This window comes from Streptomyces sp. NPDC041713, from assembly GCF_055591085.1.
Window position 1 is genome coordinate 783,206 of the sequence record NZ_JBVIZY010000002.1, and the last position, 21,045, is coordinate 804,250.

The following is a 21,045-nucleotide window of genomic DNA, read 5'->3' on the forward strand; positions in this document are numbered from 1 at the left end:
GTCGGCTCAGTCTTCTCTCGGTCTCGATGTGGGTAGCGACTACCAGCGGTAGTGCGCGAAGGCCTTGTTGGACTCGGCCATCTTGTGGGTGTCCTCGCGCTTCTTCACAGCGGCACCGAGGCCGTTGGAGGCGTCGAGGAGCTCGTTGAGCAGACGCTCGGTCATGGTCTTCTCGCGACGGGCGCGGGAGTAACCGACCAGCCAGCGCAGGGCGAGCGTGTTCGCACGGCCCGGCTTGACCTCGATCGGGACCTGGTAGGTCGCGCCACCGACACGGCGGGACTTGACCTCGAGGGTCGGCTTGATGTTTTCCAGCGCGCGCTTCAGCGTGATGACCGGGTCGTTGCCGGTCTTCTCGCGCAGGCCCTCCATGGCGCCGTACACGATGCGCTCGGCGGTGGAGCGCTTGCCGTTCAGCAGCACCTTGTTGATGAGGGAGGTCACCAGAGGAGAACCGTAGACCGGGTCGATGATGACCGGGCGCTTCGGGGCGGGGCCCTTACGAGGCATTCTTACTTCTCCTTCTTGGCGCCGTAGCGGCTGCGGGCCTGCTTGCGGTTCTTGACACCCTGGGTGTCGAGGGAACCGCGGATGATCTTGTAGCGAACACCAGGCAGGTCCTTCACACGGCCACCACGCACGAGCACGATGGAGTGCTCCTGCAGGTTGTGTCCCTCACCCGGAATGTAGGCCGTGACCTCGATCCCAGAGGTCAGACGCACACGCGCGACCTTACGGAGGGCCGAGTTCGGCTTCTTCGGGGTGGTCGTGAACACACGCGTGCAGACGCCACGGCGCTGGGGCGAACCCTCGAGTGCGGGCGTCTTGTTCTTCTCGACCTTGTCCTGCCGGCCCTTGCGGACCAGCTGCTGGATCGTAGGCACTACTTCTCCGGTTTCTGTGTGCCGAATAGTAAAGCTAACCCGGAACATCGCCGACCCACGCGGTCGGGTGTGTCGAATGCTGCAGACTCCCGCCGCAAGGCGGAAAGGGGCGCAGATTACGGTGGCCGTTGACGGACTCGCGATGCGGTTGAAGACACGCGCACGAGCCCAGGCACACCCCAGGCACAAGGTCTGAGCGTACCTACCTCATCGAGTCTGGTCAAAACAAATGCGATGGGGGGCGACACGCCGGGCATCTGGCCGGATCACGGACGACCGCCCCATAGCCCGTGAGCGGCCGACGGAGGCGCGGCGGTCCCCCGGGGCCGACGGATGCCCGTACGCCCGCGTACGGGCCGCGCCGTCCCGTACGGCGCACTTCACCCGCCGCCGCACCGGGTCGCAACCAAGGAGAACGCCGAAGGGCGGCCACCCCGGAGAACCGGGATGGCCGCCCTTCAACAGACGTAGGCCTTACTGGTTGTACGGCCCGTAGTCGTAGTCCTCCAGCGGAACGGCCTGGCCGGAGCCCGTGCCGAACGGGGAGTAGTCGATGTCGTCGTAGCCGACGGCCGAGTACATCGCGGCCTTGGCCTCTTCGGTGGGCTCGACCCGGATGTTGCGGTAGCGGGACAGACCCGTACCGGCCGGGATGAGCTTACCGATGATGACGTTCTCCTTGAGGCCGATGAGGCTGTCGGACTTGGCGTTGATCGCCGCATCCGTCAGGACTCGGGTCGTCTCCTGGAAGGAGGCGGCCGACAGCCAGGATTCCGTCGCCAGCGAGGCCTTGGTGATACCCATCAGCTGCGGACGGCCGGAGGCCGGGTGGCCGCCTTCCGTGACCACACGACGGTTCTCGGTCTCGAACTTCGAGCGCTCGACGAGCTCGCCCGGCAGCAGCTCCGCGTCGCCGGACTCGATGATCGTCACGCGGCGCAGCATCTGCCGGATGATGATCTCGATGTGCTTGTCGTGGATCGACACACCCTGCGAGTTGTAGACCTTCTGGACCTCGCCGACCAGGTGGACCTGGACCGCGCGCTGACCGAGGATCCGCAGCACGTCGTGCGGGTTGGTGGCACCGAAGGTGAGCTTCTGGCCCACCTCGACGTGGTCGCCCTCGCGGACCAGGACCTTGGCGCGCTTCGAGATCGGGAACGCCGTCTCGTCGCTGCCGTCGTCCGGGGTCACGACGAGCTTCTTCGTCTTCTCGGTCTCCTCGATGCGGACACGGCCCGCGGCCTCGGAGATCGGGGCGACACCCTTCGGCGTACGAGCCTCGAAGAGCTCGACGACACGGGGCAGACCCTGGGTGATGTCGTCACCGGCCACACCACCGGTGTGGAAGGTACGCATCGTCAGCTGGGTACCGGGCTCACCGATGGACTGGGCGGCGATGATGCCGACCGCCTCACCGATGTCGACCAGCTTGCCGGTGGCGAGCGAGCGGCCGTAGCAGAAGGCACAGGTGCCGACCGCGGACTCACAGGTCAGGACCGAGCGGGTCTTGACCTCCTCGACGCCGTTGGCGACCAGGGCGTCGATGAGGACGTCACCGAGGTCGACGTTGGCCGGCGCGATGACCTTGCCGTCGATGACGACGTCCTCGGCCAGCATGCGGGCGTACACCGAGGTCTCGACGTTCTCCGTCTTGCGCAGGACACCGTCCTCGCCCTTGACCGCGATCTTCAGCTTCAGACCGCGCTCGGTGCCACAGTCCTCCTCGCGAATGATGACGTCCTGCGAGACGTCGACCAGACGACGGGTGAGGTAACCGGAGTCGGCGGTACGCAGAGCCGTGTCCGCCAGACCCTTACGGGCACCGTGCGTGGAGATGAAGTACTCGAGGACCGTGAGGCCCTCGCGGAACGAGGCCTTGATGGGACGCGGGATGGTCTCGTTCTTCGCGTTCGACACCAGACCACGCATACCCGCGATCTGACGCATCTGCATCATGTTTCCTCGGGCACCCGAGTCGACCATCATGAAGATGGGGTTCGTCTTCGGGAAGTTCGCGTTCATCGCCTCGGCGACCTCGTTGGTCGCCTTGGTCCAGATCGCGATGAGCTCCTGCGTGCGCTCGTCCTTGGTGATCAGACCGCGCTCGTACTGCTTCTGGACCTTCTCGTCCTGGGCCTCGTAGCCCGCGACGATCTCCTTCTTGGCCTCGGGGACCACGACGTCGGAGATGGCCACGGTGACGCCGGAACGGGTCGCCCAGTAGAAGCCCGCCGCCTTCAGGTTGTCGAGCGTCGCCGCCACGATGACCTTGGGGTAGCGCTCGGCGAGGTCGTTGACGATCTCGGAGAGCTGCTTCTTGCCGACCGAGTAGTCGACGAAGGGGTAGTCCTCGGGCAGCAGCTCGTTGAAGAGCGCGCGGCCCAGCGACGTACGCAGCCGGAAGCTGTCGCCCTGCTGGTACGGCCGCTCCTCGACGCCCTCGTCGCCCTCCTCGGAGACCGGCGGGGTCCAGCCGCGCGGCGGGATGGTGCCCACCGGGAAGCGGATGTCGACGGTCGACTGGAGCGCGAGCTCGCCGGCGTCGAACGCCATGATCGCCTCGGCCGTGGAGCCGAACGCGCGGCCCTCGCCCTTGGTGTCACGGAGCTCACCGTCGGTGGTCAGGAAGAACAGACCGAGGACCATGTCCTGGGTCGGCATCGTGACCGGACGGCCGTCGGCCGGCTTGAGGATGTTGTTCGAGGACAGCATCAGGATGCGGGCCTCGGCCTGCGCCTCCGCGGAGAGCGGCAGGTGCACGGCCATCTGGTCACCGTCGAAGTCCGCGTTGAACGCGGTGCAGACGAGCGGGTGGATCTGGATGGCCTTGCCCTCGACCAGCTGCGGCTCGAAGGCCTGGATGCCGAGGCGGTGCAGCGTGGGCGCACGGTTCAGCAGAACCGGGTGCTCGGCGATGACCTCTTCGAGGACGTCGTACACGACCGTGCGGCCGCGCTCGACCATCCGCTTGGCGCTCTTGATGTTCTGCGCGTGGTTCAGGTCGACCAGGCGCTTCATCACGAACGGCTTGAAGAGCTCCAGCGCCATGGCCTTCGGCAGACCGCACTGGTGCAGCTTCAGCTGCGGACCGACGACGATCACGGAACGCGCGGAGTAGTCCACACGCTTGCCGAGGAGGTTCTGACGGAAACGACCCTGCTTGCCCTTGAGCATGTCGCTCAGGGACTTCAGCGGGCGGTTGCCGGGACCGGTGACCGGGCGACCACGACGACCGTTGTCGAAGAGGGCGTCCACGGCCTCCTGGAGCATGCGCTTCTCGTTGTTCACGATGATCTCGGGCGCACCGAGGTCGAGAAGGCGCTTCAGGCGGTTGTTGCGGTTGATCACGCGGCGGTACAGGTCGTTCAGGTCGGAGGTCGCGAAGCGGCCACCGTCCAGCTGCACCATCGGACGCAGGTCCGGCGGGATGACCGGCACGCAGTCGAGCACCATGCCCTTGGGGCTGTTGCTGGTCTGCAGGAACGCGGAGACGACCTTGAGGCGCTTGAGCGCACGGGTCTTCTTCTGGCCCTTGCCGGTACGGATGATCTCGCGGAGGCGCTCGGCCTCCTCGTCGAGGTCGAAGGACTCCAGGCGCTTCTGCAGCGCGGCGGCGCCCATCGAGCCGTCGAAGTACGTGCCGAAGCGGTCACGCAGCTCGCGGTAGAGCAGCTCGTCGCCCTCGAGGTCCTGGACCTTGAGGTTCTTGAAGCGGTTCCACACCTCGTCGAGACGGTCGATCTCGCGCTGCGCACGGTCGCGCAGCTGCTTCATCTCGCGCTCGGCACCTTCGCGCACCTTGCGGCGCACGTCGGCCTTGGCGCCCTCGGCCTCGAGCTCGGCCAGGTCGGTCTCGAGCTTCTTGGCGCGGGCCTCCAGGTCGGAGTCGCGACGGTTCTCGATCTGCTGGCGCTCCACGGAGACGTGCGCCTCCAGGGAGGGCAGGTCGCGGGTGCGGCGCTCCTCGTCCACGAACGTGATCATGTACGCCGCGAAGTAGATGACCTTCTCGAGGTCCTTCGGGGCGAGGTCGAGGAGGTAGCCGAGGCGCGACGGGACGCCCTTGAAGTACCAGATGTGGGTGACGGGGGCGGCCAGTTCGATGTGGCCCATCCGCTCACGGCGCACCTTGGCGCGCGTGACCTCGACGCCACAGCGCTCACAGATGATGCCCTTGAAGCGGACACGCTTGTACTTGCCGCAGTAGCACTCCCAGTCCCGGGTCGGACCGAAGATCTTCTCGCAGAAGAGTCCGTCCTTTTCGGGCTTCAGGGTGCGGTAGTTGATGGTCTCCGGCTTCTTGACCTCGCCGTGCGACCACTGTCGGATGTCGTCCGCGGTGGCAAGGCCGATCCGCAGCTCGTCGAAGAAGTTGACGTCGAGCACTTTGTCGTCAATCCCTCTTTCGGGGTTGTGCCCCTCGCGTTAGCGAGTAATAAGGCGCTTCATCATGGTCTGTACGGGTCCGGGGCAGGGCCGGGACCTCACGAGGAGGTCCCGGCCAGACCCGTCAGACCTCTTCGACGCTGCTCGGCTCGCGCCGGGACAGGTCGATACCGAGCTCCTCCGCCGCACGGAAGACGTCCTCGTCGGTGTCGCGCATCTCGATGGACATGCCGTCCGAGGACAGCACCTCCACGTTGAGGCAGAGCGACTGCATTTCCTTGATGAGGACCTTGAAGGACTCGGGAATGCCGGGCTCGGGGATGTTCTCGCCCTTGACGATGGCCTCGTAGACCTTCACGCGGCCGGTCACGTCGTCGGACTTGATCGTCAGGAGCTCCTGGAGTGCGTACGCGGCGCCGTACGCCTCGAGCGCCCACACCTCCATCTCACCGAAGCGCTGACCACCGAACTGGGCCTTACCACCCAGCGGCTGCTGGGTGATCATGGAGTACGGACCGGTCGACCGCGCGTGCAGCTTGTCGTCGACCAGGTGGTGCAGCTTGAGGATGTACATGTACCCGACCGAGATCGGGTCCGGGAACGGCTCACCGGAGCGGCCGTCGAACAGCTGCGCCTTGCCGGACGGGAGCACCATGCGCTCGCCGTCGCGGTTCGGGATGGTGTGCTGGAGCAGACCGGCGAGCTCGTCCTCACGCGCACCGTCGAAGACGGGGGTGGCGACGTTCGTGCCGGGGTCGACCTGGTCGGCGCCGATGGCCTGCAGGCGCTGGGCCCACTCGTCACCGAGGCCGGAGACGTCCCAGCCGCGGCTGGCGAGCCAGCCGAGGTGGATCTCCAGGACCTGTCCCGGGTTCATTCGGGACGGCACACCCAGCGGGTTGAGGATGATGTCGACCGGAGTTCCGTCCTCGAGGAACGGCATGTCCTCGATGGGCAGGATCTTCGAGATGACGCCCTTGTTGCCGTGCCGGCCGGCGAGCTTGTCGCCGTCCGTGATCTTGCGCTTCTGCGCCACGTAGACACGAACCAGCTGGTTCACGCCCGGCGGCAGCTCGTCGCCCTCTTCACGGTCGAAGACGCGGACGCCGATGACCTTGCCGATCTCGCCGTGCGGCACCTTCAGGGAGGTGTCGCGCACCTCGCGCGCCTTCTCACCGAAGATCGCGCGGAGCAGGCGCTCCTCCGGCGTCAGCTCGGTCTCACCCTTGGGCGTGACCTTGCCGACGAGGATGTCGCCGGCGACGACCTCGGCACCGATACGGATGATGCCGCGCTCGTCGAGGTCGGCGAGGACCTCCTCGGAGACGTTCGGGATGTCCCGGGTGATCTCCTCCGGGCCCAGCTTGGTGTCACGGGCGTCGACCTCGTGCTCCTCGATGTGGATCGAGGAGAGGACGTCGTCCTGCACGAGGCGCTGCGACAGGATGATCGCGTCCTCGTAGTTGTGACCCTCCCAGGGCATGAACGCCACGAGCAGGTTCTTGCCGAGGGCCATCTCGCCCTCTTCGGTCGCGGGACCGTCGGCCAGGACCTGGCCCTCGATCACGCGGGCGCCCTCGTCGACGACAACCTTCTGGTTGACGGAGGTGCCCTGGTTCGACCGGGAGAACTTGGCGATGCGGTACGTGGTGTACGTGCCGTCGTCGTTGGTGACGGTGACGTAGTCCGCGGAGACCTCCTGGACCACACCCGCCTTCTCGGCCTTGATCACGTCACCGGCGTCGACCGCGCAGCGGTACTCCATGCCGGTGCCGACGAGGGGAGCCTCGGCGGTGATCAGCGGCACGGCCTGACGCATCATGTTCGCGCCCATGAGGGCACGGTTGGCGTCGTCGTGCTCGAGGAACGGGATCATGGCGGTCGCGACCGACACCATCTGGCGCGGCGAGACGTCCATGTAGTCGACGTCCGTGCCGGGCACGTAGTCGATCTCTCCGCCACGGCGGCGGATCAGGACGCGGGCCTCGGCGAAGTGGAGGTCCTCCGTCAGCGGCGCGTTGGCCTGCGCGATGACGAAGCGGTCCTCCTCGTCGGCCGTCAGGTAGTCGACGTCGTCGGTGACCTGGCCCTCGACGACCTTGCGGTACGGCGTCTCGACGAAGCCGAACGCGTTGACGCGGCCGTACGAGGCGAGCGAACCGATCAGACCGATGTTCGGGCCTTCGGGCGTCTCGATCGGGCACATGCGGCCGTAGTGGGACGGGTGCACGTCACGGACCTCGAAGCCGGCCCGCTCACGGGAGAGACCACCCGGGCCAAGCGCCGACAGACGGCGCTTGTGGGTGAGACCCGACAGCGGGTTGTTCTGGTCCATGAACTGCGACAGCTGCGAGGTGCCGAAGAATTCCTTGATCGACGCCACCACGGGGCGGATGTTGATCAGGGTCTGCGGCGTGATCGCCTCGACGTCCTGGGTCGTCATGCGCTCGCGGACGACGCGCTCCATACGAGCCAGACCCGTGCGGACCTGGTTCTGGATGAGCTCGCCGACGTTGCGCAGACGACGGTTGCCGAAGTGGTCGATGTCGTCGGTCTCGACGACGATCGACGTGCCGCTGTCGCCGACGGTCTCGACCTCACCGGCGTGCAGCTTCACCAGGTACTTGATCGAGGCGATGATGTCCTCGACCGTGAGGATGCCCGCGTCGAGCGGAGCGTCCGCACCCAGCTTCTTGTTGACCTTGTAGCGGCCGACCTTCGCGAGGTCGTAGCGCTTGGGGTTGAAGTAGAGGTTCTCGAGCAGCGTCTGAGCGGCCTCACGGGTCGGCGGCTCGCCCGGACGGAGCTTGCGGTAGATGTCGAGCAGCGCGTCGTCCTGGCCCTGGGTGTGGTCCTTCTCCAGGGTGGCGCGCATGGACTCGTACTCGCCGAACTCCTCGAGGATCTGCTCGGTCGTCCAACCGAGAGCCTTGAGCAGAACGGTGACCGACTGCTTGCGCTTGCGGTCGATGCGCACACCGACCATGTCGCGCTTGTCGATCTCCATCTCCAGCCAGGCACCCCGGGACGGGATGATCTTGGCGGAGAAGATGTCCTTGTCGGACGTCTTGTCGATCGAGGAATCGAAGTAGACGCCGGGCGAACGGACCAGCTGCGACACCACGACACGCTCGGTGCCGTTGATGACGAAGGTGCCCTTGTTCGTCATGAGCGGGAAGTCGCCCATGAAGACCGTCTGAGACTTGATCTCACCGGTCTCGTTGTTGGTGAACTCGGCGGTGACGAAGAGCGGGGCGGCGAACGTGAAGTCGCGCTCCTTGCACTCGTCGATCGAGTTCTTCGGAGGCTCGAAACGGTGGTCGCGGAACGTCAGGGACATCGACCCGGAGAAGTCCTCGATCGGGGAGATCTCCTCGAAGATCTCCTCCAGACCGGACTTGGTGGGGACGTCCTGTCCGCTGTCCAGAGCCGCCTCGACACGAGCCTTCCACGCGTCATTGCCGAGCAGCCAGTCAAAGCTTTCGGTCTGCAGCGCAAGAAGGTTCGGAACCTCGAGGGGCTCCTTGATCTTTGCAAAGGAGATGCGCAGCGGGGCGGTGCTTGCGCCGTTGTTCGTATTCGCGGTCGAGGCAGTGCGCGAGGCGGCCAAGAGGGGGTCCTTCCGAGGGCTCGGACTCACTACGCGCGTACCGGTCCCAAGCTGGACACAGGGACAGGTCTTCCTGATTTAGCCATTTGGCCAGGTCAGGGAAGTTCCGGTCCACGGTGCTCAAGTATGGGTATGCCCCTGGTGACGGGCAGGAGGCAGCTAACAGGCAGCGCAAAGGGTCAGTGTAGCCAAACGGCCCACTGATGTCCAGTGCGGGTTCTGGGAGACCCTCGTTGTTCTCAACCCCTGCTGCAAGCCACGTCCTCAACGCACATCGATACTGCCCTCTTCGCCGCCGATCCATGCCTCGGATCCGGATCGTTGTGACGACGCGTCCTGAGAATTGCGCGCTGCGTGCGGTTCGTCAAGGCCCCCCTGCCCCGACTTGGCCCTGAGAACGTCACCGTCACGGGCCGTTCCGAGGCACAACGAAGATCACCATACTCGTCGCGAACGACATCGCAAGGCAGCCTTCACGGGTGGCCCAGGAACGCCGAAAGGCGACCACCCACATGGGTGATCGCCCTTGGCGGCCCGTGCGTTACAGCGTTTCCGCCGCGGCACGGGAAAGAGAGTCAGACGACTCGTGAGGTCACTTGACCTCGACGGAGGCGCCGGCGCCCTTGAGGGCCTCGGCGGCCTTCTCAGCGGCGTCCTTGGCGACCTTCTCGAGGACCGGCTTCGGGGTGCCGTCGACGAGGTCCTTGGCCTCCTTGAGACCCAGCGAGGTCAGCTCACGCACGACCTTGATGACCTGGATCTTCTTCTCGCCGGCGCCGGTGAGGATGACGTCGAACTCGTCCTGCTCGGCCTCGGCCTCGGCCGGGGCGGCAGCGGCGCCACCAGCGGCAACGGCGACCGGAGCGGCGGCGGTGACGTCGAACTTCTCCTCGAAGGCCTTCACGAACTCGGAGAGCTCGATGAGGGACATCTCTTCGAACTGCGCGAGCAGGTCGTCCTGGGACAGCTTCGCCATGATGGCGTCCTTCCACTAATTCGGCTGGTGCCGTGTGTACATGGAGGCGGGCGTACGTTGGGCCCGCTGTGACCGTCGCCTCAGGCGGCGGTCAATGTGCGAGCCGAATTACTCGGCACCGCCCTGCTCGGCCTTCTTGGCACGAAGCGCCTCCGCGGTGCGGACGAACTTCGAGGGAAGCGCCTGGAAGAGCGCGGCAGCCTGGGACTGCTTGCCCTTCATGGCGCCCGCCAGCTTGGCGAGCAGAACCTCGCGGGACTCGAGGTCCGCGAGCTTCTTGAACTCGTCGGCGGACAGCGCCTTGCCGTCAAGGACACCGCCCTTGATGACGAGGTTCGGGTTGTCCTTGGCGAAGTCACGAAGACCCTTCGCCGACTCCACCGGGTCACCGGTGACGAAGGCAACCGCCGTCGGACCCGTGAACAGGTCGTCCAGCGTGTTGATCCCGGCCTCGTTGGCCGCGATCTTGGTCAGCGTGTTCTTCACCACGGCGTACTCGGAGTTTTCACCGAGGGAACGGCGCAGCTGCTTGAGCTGGGCCACGGTGAGACCCCGGTACTCGGTCAGCACGGCGGCGTTCGAGCTGCGGAACTTGTCCGTGAGCTCGGCTACCGCGGCAGCCTTGTCGGGCGTCGGCATAGAGCGTCGGCCTCCTTCCGGGTGATGAGGACCGCTCAGAAGGGGCCGACAAAACAAAACGCCCCGGCGCAGGCGCACGGGGCATGAGCTCGACCGAACGGAATCCCGTCCGGGAGCACTTCCACAGTCACCTGCGCGGGTCGTCCGCAGTTTCAGCGGATCCTTCGGCCGCTGCACTCCTTGCGGGAGCACAGCAACGACCAGCGGTCTTTGGCTTCTGTGGAAGAGTACGCGAACGGGTCCGCGCGGGGCAAATCCGGTCCGGCGCCGGCCTCGGCGTCAGCCCTGGAGGCCCTTCATCTCCTGGCCCAGGTCCATGACCTTGTCCTTCGGCGGCGCCTCGACGTGCACCGGCTTGTTGTAGTCGAGGAAGGTGATCGTCATGTTGAGCGCACCCTTGTCGCCCTTGCCGCGGGCGCGGAACTGCTTGGTGTGGTCCTCGCCGTCGACCCACATGTCCATGGTGAGCTTCTTCAGCCCCATGTCCTCGTACTGCTTGATGCTCTTCTCGCGGCGCTTCCTGGTGGCCGCGTCCCCGCCCTTGTCCGCGGTGAGCTTGCGCAGCCGGTCGAGCGAGACGGTGCCGGTGTAACGGGTGGTCTCGACGCCCTCGACGGTCTCGCTGCCGACCTTCTTGAGGTCCTTGGAGCCGGTCATGAGCGAGGACTGGTCGGCCGGGTTGTTGTCGGCCTGCGCGGAGACGGAGCTGCCGGCACCCTTGCCGGCCTGCTTCTCCATGGCCTTGGCGTCGAACTTGAGCCAGCTCTTGCCGTCCATCTCCTTGGCGGCCATCTCGCCGGCCCCGATGTAGGCCGCGCCGTCGACGTAGCGGATCTCGATCTTCTCCGGGCCCTGGTCGGGCGCGGACATCTTCATCTGCATGGCGAGCGGCTTGGTGCTCATCGACGCGTCGGCGCGGACCCGCCCGTCCTCGGGGACGCTGCCCCGCATCCGGAACGTGAACGACGTGAGGTCCTCGGTCTTCTTCGCGGCCTTCTTCACGGCCGCCACGGGCGACATGTCGTCCCCGGCCTTGTCGGACTTCTCCGACCCACAGCCGACGGCGCCGCCGGCGAGCAGCAGGGCCGCCATCGCGACGGCCGCGGTTCTTCTGCGTCCCCTGCGTACGGAAATACTCATGACCCCACCCCTAGGAACATTTGATCCACTTATTGCGGTGCGCCGAGATTACCCGAAGGAAAGCGGCGCCTTCCTCCGGGTTCTTCGGCGGTGGGGTCCGCGGCCGTGCCTAGGCGGCCGGCTGCTGCTTGTTCAGCAGGTCCTTGAAGCTCATGGTGTCCGAGGCCGGGGGCTTCTCCACGGAGAGCGGGGTGCCGTAGTCGCTGTAGTAGGCGGTCTGCGAGAAGGGGCCGTTCTTCGTGTCGGCCTTCTCGATCTTCTTGACCAGCAGGTCGTCGTCGTTGACCCAGATGTCGATCTTCTCGGTGTCCATGCCGAGCTGCTCGAACTGCTTCTTCAGCTCGGACTTCTGGTCCGCGTCCAGGTCCGAGCTCTTGGCGGTGAAGTCCGCCATGTCGACCTTGCCCGAGTAGTGGGTCGCCTTCGTCCCCCGGACGCTCTCCTCGCCGACGCGCTTGACGTCGCCGGAGGCCAGCAGCATCTTCACCGACTGGTTCGGCGTGGTGTTCTGCATCTGGTCCTGGAAGGCCTCGCCCGCGGCGCCGCTCATCTCGGCCAGGGTGTCGTAGTCGTACTCGAGCCAGTGCTTGCCGCCGCCCGCCTCATCCGCGAAACGGTCGCCCATGTTCGCGTAGAAGCCGTTCTTCAGGTAGCGGTAGTCGAGCTGCGACTGGCCGAGCTGCTTCATCTGCTGGGCCTGCGTGCCGCCGGTGAAGGTCACCGTGACGTTGCCGGTGATGCCGTCGGACCAGCCCATCACGCCCTTCATGTCCATGGAGGAGAGCGAGCCCATGGTGGTCGAGCCGTCGATCTTGGCGGTGTCCGCCTTGTCGGTGGACTTCTCGACGGTACGCAGGGCGGCTATGGGGCTCATGGTGATGCCGCCCTTGTCCTTGCCCTTGTCCGCCGTGTCCGAAGAGCCGTCCGAGCCGCAGGCCGCGAGCCCGGTCAGCGCGGCCACCACCGCGATCGAGAGACCGGCACGGCGCGTCGTAGTGCTGTTCATGTGTTCCCACCCCTTGGCCTTCATGGAGCCTGCACGCTAACGCAGACCACTGACATGCGTATCCGAAAGGTCCGCACACAAACAGGACGGGCCCCGCACCTCGAAAGGTTGCGGGGCCCGTCCACAGAACGCGTACGCGACGCGGCTGCCGTCAGTTTCAGACGGCGGCCGGGTCCTCCTCGGTGAGGAGGTTGCGGGTGCGGTTCGAGTCCAGCGGGATGCCGGGGCCCATCGTGGTGGTGAGGGCGGCCTTCTTGATGTAGCGACCCTTGGCGGCCGACGGCTTCAGACGGAGGATCTCCTCCAGGGCCGCGGCGTAGTTCTCCACCAGCTTGGTGTCGTCGAAGGACACCTTGCCGATGATGAAGTGCAGGTTCGAGTGCTTGTCGACGCGGAACTCGATCTTGCCGCCCTTGATGTCGTTGACAGCCTTCACGACGTCGGGGGTCACGGTGCCGGTCTTCGGGTTCGGCATCAGACCACGCGGACCGAGCACGCGGCCGAGGCGGCCGACCTTGCCCATGAGGTCCGGGGTGGCGACGACGGCGTCGAAGTCCAGGCGGCCCTTCGCGACCTCGTCGATGAGCTCGTCGGCGCCGACGATGTCGGCTCCAGCGGCTTCCGCGGCCGCAGCACGGTCACCGGTCGCGAAGACCAGGACCCGGGCGGTCTTGCCGGTGCCGTGCGGGAGGTTCACGGTGCCGCGGACCATCTGGTCGGCCTTGCGCGGGTCGACACCCAGACGCATGGCGACCTCGACGGTGCCGTCGAACTTGGTCGAGGAGGTCTCCTTGGCGAGACGGACGGCCTCGAGCGGGGCGTACAGCTTCTCCCGGTCGATCTTGGCGTCCGCAGCGCGGAGAGTCTTGCTGCGCTTCACTTCTGCTCCTGGTTTGTTCAGGTATGGAGTTGTGGTTCGGACCAGCGCTTGGCCCTACCACGGAGAAAGGTCAGACGGGGAGGAAGCTCAGCCCTCGACCGTGATGCCCATGGAACGGGCGGTGCCGGCGATGATCTTCGACGCGGCGTCCAGGTCGTTGGCGTTGAGGTCTTCCATCTTGGTCTGCGCGATCTCACGGATCTGCGCCTCGGTGACCTTGGCGACCTTGGTCTTGTGGGGCTCGCCGGAGCCCTTCTCGACACCAGCGGCCTTGAGGATCATCTTGGCGGCCGGCGGCGTCTTGGTGATGAAGGTGAAGGAACGGTCCTCGTAGACCGTGATCTCCACCGGGATCACCCAGCCACGCTGCGACTCGGTCGCGGCGTTGTAGGCCTTGCAGAACTCCATGATGTTGACGCCGTGCTGGCCCAGCGCGGGGCCGACCGGCGGGGCCGGGTTGGCGGCACCAGCCTGGATCTGGAGCTTGATCAGCCCCGTGACCTTCTTCTTCTTGGGAGGCATTGCTCTCTCCGGGTCCTAGTGAGAGTTTTCAGCCGGCCATCCGGTCATCCGGATGGAGGCATACCGCACAACGATAACGGGTATAGACGTGCGGCTAAAAACCGAGCAGGTCAGACCGGCTTTGGCAGCCTGTCTGACCTGCTCGGAGGCGTGTGTTCCAGAGGAGGCCCGGGAGGGCTAGTTCTTCTGGATCTGGTCGAAGCTGAGCTCGACCGGGGTCTCGCGGCCGAAGATCTCGACGAGGCCCTTGACCTTCTTCGAGTCGGCGTTGATCTCGTTGATGGTCGCCTGCAGCGTCGCGAACGGGCCGTCGGTGACGGTGACCGAGTCGCCGACCTCGAAGTCCAGGACCTGGACCTCGACCTTGCGCTGCGGAGCAGGCTTGCCCTCGGCCTCGGCGGCCTCACGGGCGGCCTTCTCCTCGGCCTCCGGCGCGAGCATCTTGACGATCTCGTCCAGGGTCAGCGGGTACGGGTCGTAGGCGTTGCCCACGAAGCCGGTGACGCCGGGGGTGTTGCGGACGACGCCCCAGGACTCGTTCGTCAGGTCCATGCGCACCAGCACGTAGCCGGGGAGCTTGTTCTGACGGATCGTCTTGCGCTCGCCGTTCTTGATCTGGGCGACCTCTTCCTGCGGCACCTCGGCCTGGAAGATGAAGTCCTCGACGTTCAGCGAGACGGCGCGCTGCTCGAGGTTGGTCTTCACGCGGTTCTCGTAACCGGCGTAGGTGTGGATGACGTACCACTCGCCGGGGAGGGTGCGGAGCTCCTCGCGCAGGGCCACGATCGGGTCGACCGGCTCGGCCTCCTCCTCGGGCTCCTCCGCGACGTCGGCAGCGCCCTCGGCGTCCTCGGCGGACTCGGGGGTCTCCTCGTCGGCGACGGAGATCTCCTCGTCGGCGACCTCGGCGACGGCGGCCTCGTCCTCGGCGGACTCGGCGACGGCCTCGGCGTCGCCCTCCAGGTGGATGGCGGCCTCTTCGGCGGGCTCGCCCGCGACAGCGTCGGCAGCCTCGGCCTGATCCGGCTCCTCGGCGTCCGCCGCCTCGACGATGGCGAGCTCGTCCTCGACGGACTCGGCATCCTGCCCGCCGCGAGGCTCCATGGCGTCGTTCAGGTTCGGGTCAGACACGGTGGCTGCTTCTTCCTGGATACATGGGGTGGAACACGCGAATAGGGGCGCCGGGTACGGCGCCCTTCGCTCTCGGCTCAGCCGAAGATGTACTTGACAGCGTGGCTGAAGCCATAGTCAATCACGGTCACGAGACCGATCATGATGACGACGAAGACGATCACCACGCTGGTGTAGGTCGTGAGCTGACTGCGCGTCGGCCAGACGACCTTGCGGAGTTCCGCGATGATCTGGCGGTAGAAGAGCGCGAGACGGCCGAAGGGGCCCTTCTTGCCGCGCTTGCCGCCCTTGCGGGCCTTCTTGGACTCCGGCGCCTCGGCATCAGGCTTGTCGATGGAGCCCACGGCGTCCGTCACTCGTCCTCACCTGATTCCGGGTCGTGGCCGTGCCGCGCCCGGTTGAGCCGCACGGCGGTGCAATGCAGTACGTACATGCGCACACATCCTGGCGAAGGAGTGTGTAGCAGGGCCGGAGGGACTTGAACCCCCAACCGCTGGTTTTGGAGACCAGTGCTCTACCAATTGAGCTACGACCCTTTGATTTCCCCCAACCTACCGCATCCGCCCATGTGCACGGAGTGCCTGGAGAGGGCGCGGCCGGTGAGGGCCAACGAGCAGTGAGTGTACGTGCTCCGCGGCCCTCCGTCGAACAGAAAGGGATCCGGCGGTCCCGCCGAGGGCCGGGAAACCCCTGCGCGGAGGCCTTTCCGGGTCTGGAACGATGGGGCCATGAGCGCTGAAACTTCTCCGACCGAGCGCCGGGTGTCCGCGCGCATCGGCGCGATCTCCGAGTCCGCGACCCTCGCTGTCGACGCCAAGGCCAAGGCCCTCAAGGCCGCGGGCCGCCCCGTGATCGGCTTCGGCGCGGGCGAGCCCGACTTCCCCACTCCGGACTACATCGTCGAGGCGGCCGTCGAGGCCTGCAAGAACCCGAAGTTCCACCGCTACACGCCGGCCGGGGGCCTGCCCGAGCTCAAGGCCGCGATCGCCGCGAAGACCCTGCGCGACTCCGGGTACGAGGTCGACGCCTCGCAGATCCTGGTGACCAACGGCGGCAAGCAGGCCATCTACGAGGCGTTCGCCGCGATCCTCGACCCGGGCGACGAGGTCATCGTCCCGGCCCCCTACTGGACGACGTACCCGGAGTCGATCCGTCTGGCCGGCGGCGTCCCGGTCCCGGTCGTCGCCGACGAGACCACGGGCTACCGCGTCTCCGTCGAGCAGCTGGAGGCCGCGCGCACGGAGCGTACGAAGGTCGTGCTCTTCGTGTCGCCCTCCAACCCCACGGGCGCCGTCTACAGCGAGGCCGACGCGGAGGCGATCGGCCGCTGGGCCGTCGAGAACGGCCTGTGGGTCATGACCGACGAGATCTACGAACACCTCGTCTACGGGGACGCGGCCTTCACCTCGCTGCCGGCGATCCTGCCCGAGCTGCGCGACAAGTGCGTCGTGGTCAACGGCGTCGCCAAGACGTACGCGATGACCGGCTGGCGGGTGGGGTGGATCATCGGCCCGAAGGACGTCGTGAAGGCCGCGACGAACCTGCAGTCGCACGCCACGTCCAACGTCTCCAACGTCGCCCAGGCCGCAGCGCTCGCGGCCGTCTCCGGCGACCTGGCGGCCGTCGACACGATGCGCGAGGCCTTCGACCGGCGCCGCAGGACCATCGTGCGGATGCTCAACGACATCCAGGGCGTCGTCTGCCCCGAGCCCGAGGGTGCCTTCTACGCGTACCCGTCGGTGAAGGGCCTCATCGGCAAGGAGATCCGCGGCAAGCGCCCGCAGGACTCCGTCGAGCTGGCCGCGCTGATCCTGGAGGATGCGGAGGTCGCGGTGGTTCCGGGCGAGGCCTTCGGGACGCCGGGCTACCTGCGCCTTTCGTACGCGCTCGGGGACGAGGACCTCGTCGAGGGCGTCTCGCGGATCCAGAAGCTGCTCGCCGACGCCCGCGACTGAGCACCGGGCATCGGCACGGGGATCGCGGAAACAGCGCTCCACGCGCGCGTGCGGGCCGTCTCTCCTTCGGGAGGGGCGGCCCGTTTCTTCGTTCGGGGAAGGGCCCGAAGGTGGAAAGCGGCTACCGGGACGACAGCTGCGTGCGGCAAGATCCTCCAATGGAGCGCGTACGAGACGTAAGAGAGCTGCCCAAGGCCCATCTGCACCTGCACTTCACCGGGTCGATGCGGCCCACCACCCTTCTCGAACTCGCCGACAAGTACGGAGTGCGGCTCCCGGAGGCGCTGACCGGCGCCGAGCCGCCGAAGCTGCGGGCCACGGACGAACGCGGATGGTTCCGCTTCCAGCGGCTCTACGACGCCGCGCGCTCCTGTCTGCGTGAGCCGGAGGACATCCAGCGCCTGGTGCGCGAGGCCGCGGAGGAGGATCTGCGGGACGGCTCGGGGTGGCTGGAGATCCAGGTCGACCCGACCTCGTACGCGCCGCGCCTCGGCGGTCTCATCCCCGCCCTGGAGGTCATCCTGGACGCCGTCGGGACCGCCTCGCGCGAGACCGGCCTCGGGATGCGCGTCCTGGTCGCCGCCAACCGCATGAAACACCCGCTGGACGCCCGCACGCTGGCCCGCCTCGCGGTGCGGTACGCGGACCGCGGGATCGTCGGCTTCGGGCTCTCCAACGACGAACGGCGCGGCATGGCGCGGGACTTCGACCGGGCCTTCGCCATCGCCCGCGAGGGCGGCCTGCTCGCGGCGCCGCACGGCGGCGAGCTCACCGGCCCGGCGTCGGTGCGGGACTGCCTGGACGACCTGGACGCGGTGCGCATCGGGCACGGGGTGCGGGCCGCCGAGGACCCGCGCCTGCTGAAGCGGCTCGCGGACCGGGGCGTGACGTGCGAGGTGTGCCCGGCGTCCAACGTGGCCCTGGGGGTCTACGAGAAGCCCCAGGACGTGCCGCTGCGCACGCTCTTCGAGGCCGGGGTGCCGATAGCGCTCGGCGCGGACGACCCGCTGCTCTTCGGTTCGCGGCTCGCCGCCCAGTACGAGATCGCGCGCAGGGACCACGCCTTCACCGACGCCGAGCTGGCCGAGCTGGCCCGGCAGTCGATCCGCGGCTCGGCCGCGCCCGCGGACGTGCGGGACAAGCTGCTGGCCGGGGTGGACGAGTGGCTGGTCGGCTGACGGGCCGGTCGGCCGATCGTCTTCAGGACCGTCGTCCGGAGCCGGGCACTACAGGCTGACGCCCACCGTCACCGGCTCGTTGACGAGGGTGACCCCGAAGGCGTCCCGCACGCCGGCGACGACCTCGCGGGCCAGCTCCAGAAGGTCCTCGGTGGTCGCGCCGCCGCGGTTGGTGAGCGCGAGCGTATGCTTGGTGGAGATGCGGGCCCGGCCCTCTCCGTACCCCTTGGTGAAGCCCGCCCGGTCGATGAGCCAGGCGGCGGAGGTCTTCACCCGCCCGTCGCCCGTGGGGAAGGCCGGCGGCGCGACGTCGGGGCCGAGGCGGTCCGTCACGCGCGCGTGGAAGGCGGTGAACTCCTCCTCGGTGAGGATGGGGTTGGTGAAGAAGGACCCGGCCGACCAGCTGTCGTGGTCCTCGGGATCGAGCACCATGCCCTTGCCCGCGCGCAGCTTCAGGACGGTCTCTCGGGCGACCGCGGCGGGGACCCGGTCGCCGGCCTCGACGCCGAGCGTGCGGGCCGTCTCGGGGTACTTGAGGGGGGCGCTCATCCCTTGCGCGTCCTCCAGCTCGAAGCGGACGCGCAGCACCACGAACCGGTCGGGGTCGGCCTTGAAGCGGCTGTGCCGGTACGAGAAGTCGCACTCGGCGTTCGCGAGGGTGACCGTCTCGCGCGTCGTCCGGTCGTACGCGATCACCTCGGTGATCGTCGACGAGACCTCCTGGCCGTACGCCCCCACGTTCTGGATCGGCGTCGCACCCGCGGAGCCGGGGATTCCGGCGAGGCACTCGATGCCCGCGAGACCGGCGTCGACGGTCCGCGCCACGGCGTCGGTCCAGGTCTCCCCCGCGGCCAGCTCCAGCCGCGTGCCGTCCAGGTCGAAGCCCCGGGTGGCGATGCGCAGGGCGGTGCCGTCGAAGCCCTTGTCGCCGATGACCAGGTTGGAGCCACCGCCGATGATCAGCAGTGGCGTACCGGAGTCGTCGGCCGCGCGGACGGCGGCGATCACCTCGGCGTCGGTCGTCGCGGTGATCAGACGGGTCGCGGGGCCGCCGAGCCGGAAGGTGGTCAGCGGGGCGAGCGGGGCATCGTGGAGTTCCAGCACGTGCTCAAGAGTACGAGAACGGCCCCGCCGGTCAGGGCGGGGCCGTCCTCGGGTGCGTGCGGGACGGGCCGGGCCGCTCAGACGGCGACCAGCTCCTCCTCGGACTGCGCGGCGGGGCCGGCGGGTCCCGCGGCCGACGCCCGGCGGCCCGGGATGCACAGCGCCGCCGCCGCGGCGAGGGCGACCGTCGCGGCGCCCACCCACAGCGCGGGCCGCAGGCCGTCCACGAAGTTCTGTCCGGACGTGTAGCCGCCCTGCGCCGAGAAGATCGACGACATCACGGCGATGCCGAGGGCGCCGCCCACCTCGCGCAGCGCGTTGTTGGCGCCGGAGGCGATGCCCTGCTCGTGCGGCAGGACGCTGGACATGACCAGGTTGGAGGCGGGCGCGAAGTACAGGGCCATGCCGACGCCGCTGACGACCAGGGCGGGCAGCTGCGCGGTGTACGTGGCGTCGGGCGCCACCACGACGGCGTACCAGGCCAGACCCACGGCCTGCAGGAAGAGTCCGGCTGCGACGACCGGGCGGCCGCCGATCCGGTCGGACAGATAGCCCGCGAGGGGCGAGACGAGCATGGGCATGCCGGTCCAGGGGAGCATGCGCAGCCCGGCCTCGGTGGGCGAGTAGCCGAGGACGCCCTGCATGTACTGGCTGAGCAGGAAGATCGAGCCGAACATGCCGAGGAACATCAGCAGGCTCGCGGCGTTGATGCCGGAGAAGGCACGGCTGCGGAAGAGTCGCATCGGCAGCATGGGCGCCTTGGCGCGGATGCCGTGGTGGACGAATCCGGCGAGCAGCGCGGCGCCGGCGATCAGGCTGGTCAGCACGGCCGCGCTGGTCCATCCGTCGATCGGGCCGCGGATCAGGCCGTACACGATGCCGAAGAGTCCTCCGCTGGCGAGCAGGGTGCCCGCGACGTCCAGGCGCGCCCCGGAGCCGTACGACTCGGTGAGGCGGAGGCGGGCCAGCGGCAGCAGGGCCAGGCCGAGCGGGACGTTCAGCCAGAAGATCCACTGCCAGGAGACGTGCTCGGTGAGGCTGCCGCCGATCAGCGGGCCGCTGGCGACCGCGAGGCCGTTGACGGCGCCCCATATCCCGTACGCCATGCCGCGTTTGGCCGCGGGGACGGCCGCCGTGAGCAGGGTCAGCGTGAGCGGCATCATGATGGCGGCGCCGACGCCCTGCACCGCGCGGGCGGCGACGAGCGCTTCGAGGTTCGACGCGAGGGCCGCGCCGGCGGAGGCGCCGGTGAAGACCGTGAGGCCGACGAGGAAGAGCCGCCGGCGGCCGAACCGGTCCCCCAGGGCCGCGCCGAACATCAGCAGCACGGCGAAGGTGAGGGTGTAGGCGCTCACCGTCCATTCGAGGTCGTGCAGCGCACCGCCGAAGTCCTCGCGGATGGAGGGCAGGGCCGTGGTGACGACGAGGTTGTCGAGCGCCGCCATGAATCCGGCGACGCTGGTGATGACGAGGGCCCAGACCATCCCCCCGCGCGGTGCTGTCCGCGGTGGCGTCTGCTGTGCCATCTGCTGTGACATCGCTTCCCCTGAGGTTAGTTATTGATGACTAACTTTCGTGGGCGCAAAAAACCGCACCCCCCGTGGCGGACAGAACCCTGCGCGCACAGACAG

16 protein-coding genes and 1 tRNA gene are annotated in these 21,045 nt (G+C 67.6%); 2 read left to right on the forward strand and 15 right to left on the reverse strand.

What is annotated here, in order from left to right; translation table 11 throughout:
- Window positions 1-39: 39 nt before the first annotated feature.
- From rpsG to ACZ6CV_RS08470, 13 genes are all read right to left on the reverse strand, one after another.
- Window positions 40-510, reverse strand: coding sequence for a 30S ribosomal protein S7 (gene rpsG / locus ACZ6CV_RS08410; RefSeq protein ID WP_003974303.1), 471 nt, complete (start codon window positions 508-510; stop codon window positions 40-42).
- A 2-nt stretch (window positions 511-512) separates the two neighbouring features.
- Complete coding sequence (gene rpsL, locus ACZ6CV_RS08415; protein WP_003948652.1) at window positions 513-884, reverse strand: 30S ribosomal protein S12; 372 nt, start codon at window positions 882-884, stop codon at window positions 513-515.
- A gap of 474 nt (window positions 885-1,358) precedes the next feature.
- A complete protein-coding gene (locus ACZ6CV_RS08420) occupies window positions 1,359-5,273 on the reverse strand; it encodes a DNA-directed RNA polymerase subunit beta' (protein WP_469250105.1) in 3,915 nt (1,304 codons plus the stop codon).
- Between the two features lie 124 nt (window positions 5,274-5,397).
- Window positions 5,398-8,883, reverse strand: coding sequence for a DNA-directed RNA polymerase subunit beta (gene rpoB, locus ACZ6CV_RS08425; protein ID WP_355803861.1), 3,486 nt, complete (start codon window positions 8,881-8,883; stop codon window positions 5,398-5,400).
- A gap of 592 nt (window positions 8,884-9,475) precedes the next feature.
- The gene (gene rplL, locus ACZ6CV_RS08430) at window positions 9,476-9,859 is read right to left on the reverse strand and encodes a 50S ribosomal protein L7/L12 (RefSeq protein ID WP_362363412.1); all 384 of its coding nucleotides are present in this window, start codon (window positions 9,857-9,859) and stop codon (window positions 9,476-9,478) included.
- A 108-nt stretch (window positions 9,860-9,967) separates the two neighbouring features.
- Entirely contained in the window at window positions 9,968-10,498 is a 531-nt protein-coding gene (rplJ, locus tag ACZ6CV_RS08435; RefSeq protein WP_150216777.1) for a 50S ribosomal protein L10, read from the reverse strand.
- A gap of 279 nt (window positions 10,499-10,777) precedes the next feature.
- Entirely contained in the window at window positions 10,778-11,638 is an 861-nt protein-coding gene (locus ACZ6CV_RS08440; RefSeq protein ID WP_469250106.1) for an SCO4651 family lipoprotein, read from the reverse strand.
- A gap of 109 nt (window positions 11,639-11,747) precedes the next feature.
- Window positions 11,748-12,644, reverse strand: coding sequence for an SCO4651 family lipoprotein (locus tag ACZ6CV_RS08445; protein ID WP_469250107.1), 897 nt, complete (start codon window positions 12,642-12,644; stop codon window positions 11,748-11,750).
- 157 nt (window positions 12,645-12,801) lie between these two features.
- Window positions 12,802-13,524: a 50S ribosomal protein L1 gene (gene rplA / locus ACZ6CV_RS08450; RefSeq protein WP_150216780.1), complete on the reverse strand. Its 723-nt coding sequence runs from the start codon at window positions 13,522-13,524 to the stop codon at window positions 12,802-12,804.
- An 87-nt stretch (window positions 13,525-13,611) separates the two neighbouring features.
- On the reverse strand, window positions 13,612-14,046 hold the full coding sequence (rplK, locus tag ACZ6CV_RS08455) for a 50S ribosomal protein L11 (protein ID WP_030782612.1): 435 nt from the start codon (window positions 14,044-14,046) through the stop codon (window positions 13,612-13,614).
- 177 nt (window positions 14,047-14,223) lie between these two features.
- On the reverse strand, window positions 14,224-15,177 hold the full coding sequence (gene nusG / locus ACZ6CV_RS08460) for a transcription termination/antitermination protein NusG (RefSeq protein WP_469250108.1): 954 nt from the start codon (window positions 15,175-15,177) through the stop codon (window positions 14,224-14,226).
- Window positions 15,178-15,254: 77 nt separating this feature from the next.
- Window positions 15,255-15,533 carry a preprotein translocase subunit SecE gene (gene secE, locus ACZ6CV_RS08465; RefSeq protein WP_362363401.1) on the reverse strand — a complete coding sequence of 93 codons (279 nt, stop codon included), beginning with the start codon at window positions 15,531-15,533 and terminating at the stop codon, window positions 15,255-15,257.
- Between the two features lie 107 nt (window positions 15,534-15,640).
- Window positions 15,641-15,713, reverse strand: a tRNA-Trp gene (locus ACZ6CV_RS08470).
- Window positions 15,714-15,905: 192 nt separating this feature from the next.
- On the opposite strand from ACZ6CV_RS08470, the gene ACZ6CV_RS08475 reads away from it, so the two are divergent.
- Window positions 15,906-17,132: a pyridoxal phosphate-dependent aminotransferase gene (locus ACZ6CV_RS08475; RefSeq protein WP_469250109.1), complete on the forward strand. Its 1,227-nt coding sequence runs from the start codon at window positions 15,906-15,908 to the stop codon at window positions 17,130-17,132.
- A 158-nt stretch (window positions 17,133-17,290) separates the two neighbouring features.
- Window positions 17,291-18,310, forward strand: a complete 1,020-nt coding sequence (locus tag ACZ6CV_RS08480) for an adenosine deaminase (RefSeq protein ID WP_469250110.1) — start codon at window positions 17,291-17,293, stop codon at window positions 18,308-18,310.
- Between the two features lie 48 nt (window positions 18,311-18,358).
- On the opposite strand, the gene ACZ6CV_RS08485 is transcribed toward ACZ6CV_RS08480, so the two are convergent.
- Both ACZ6CV_RS08485 and ACZ6CV_RS08490 read right to left on the reverse strand, forming a co-directional pair.
- Window positions 18,359-19,495, reverse strand: coding sequence for a UDP-N-acetylmuramate dehydrogenase (locus ACZ6CV_RS08485; RefSeq protein ID WP_469250312.1), 1,137 nt, complete (start codon window positions 19,493-19,495; stop codon window positions 18,359-18,361).
- On the reverse strand, window positions 19,492-20,952 hold the full coding sequence (locus tag ACZ6CV_RS08490; protein ID WP_469250111.1) for a DHA2 family efflux MFS transporter permease subunit: 1,461 nt from the start codon (window positions 20,950-20,952) through the stop codon (window positions 19,492-19,494). The genes ACZ6CV_RS08485 and ACZ6CV_RS08490 overlap by 4 nt, the downstream gene beginning before the upstream one ends.
- Between the last annotated feature and the right edge of the window lie 93 nt (window positions 20,953-21,045).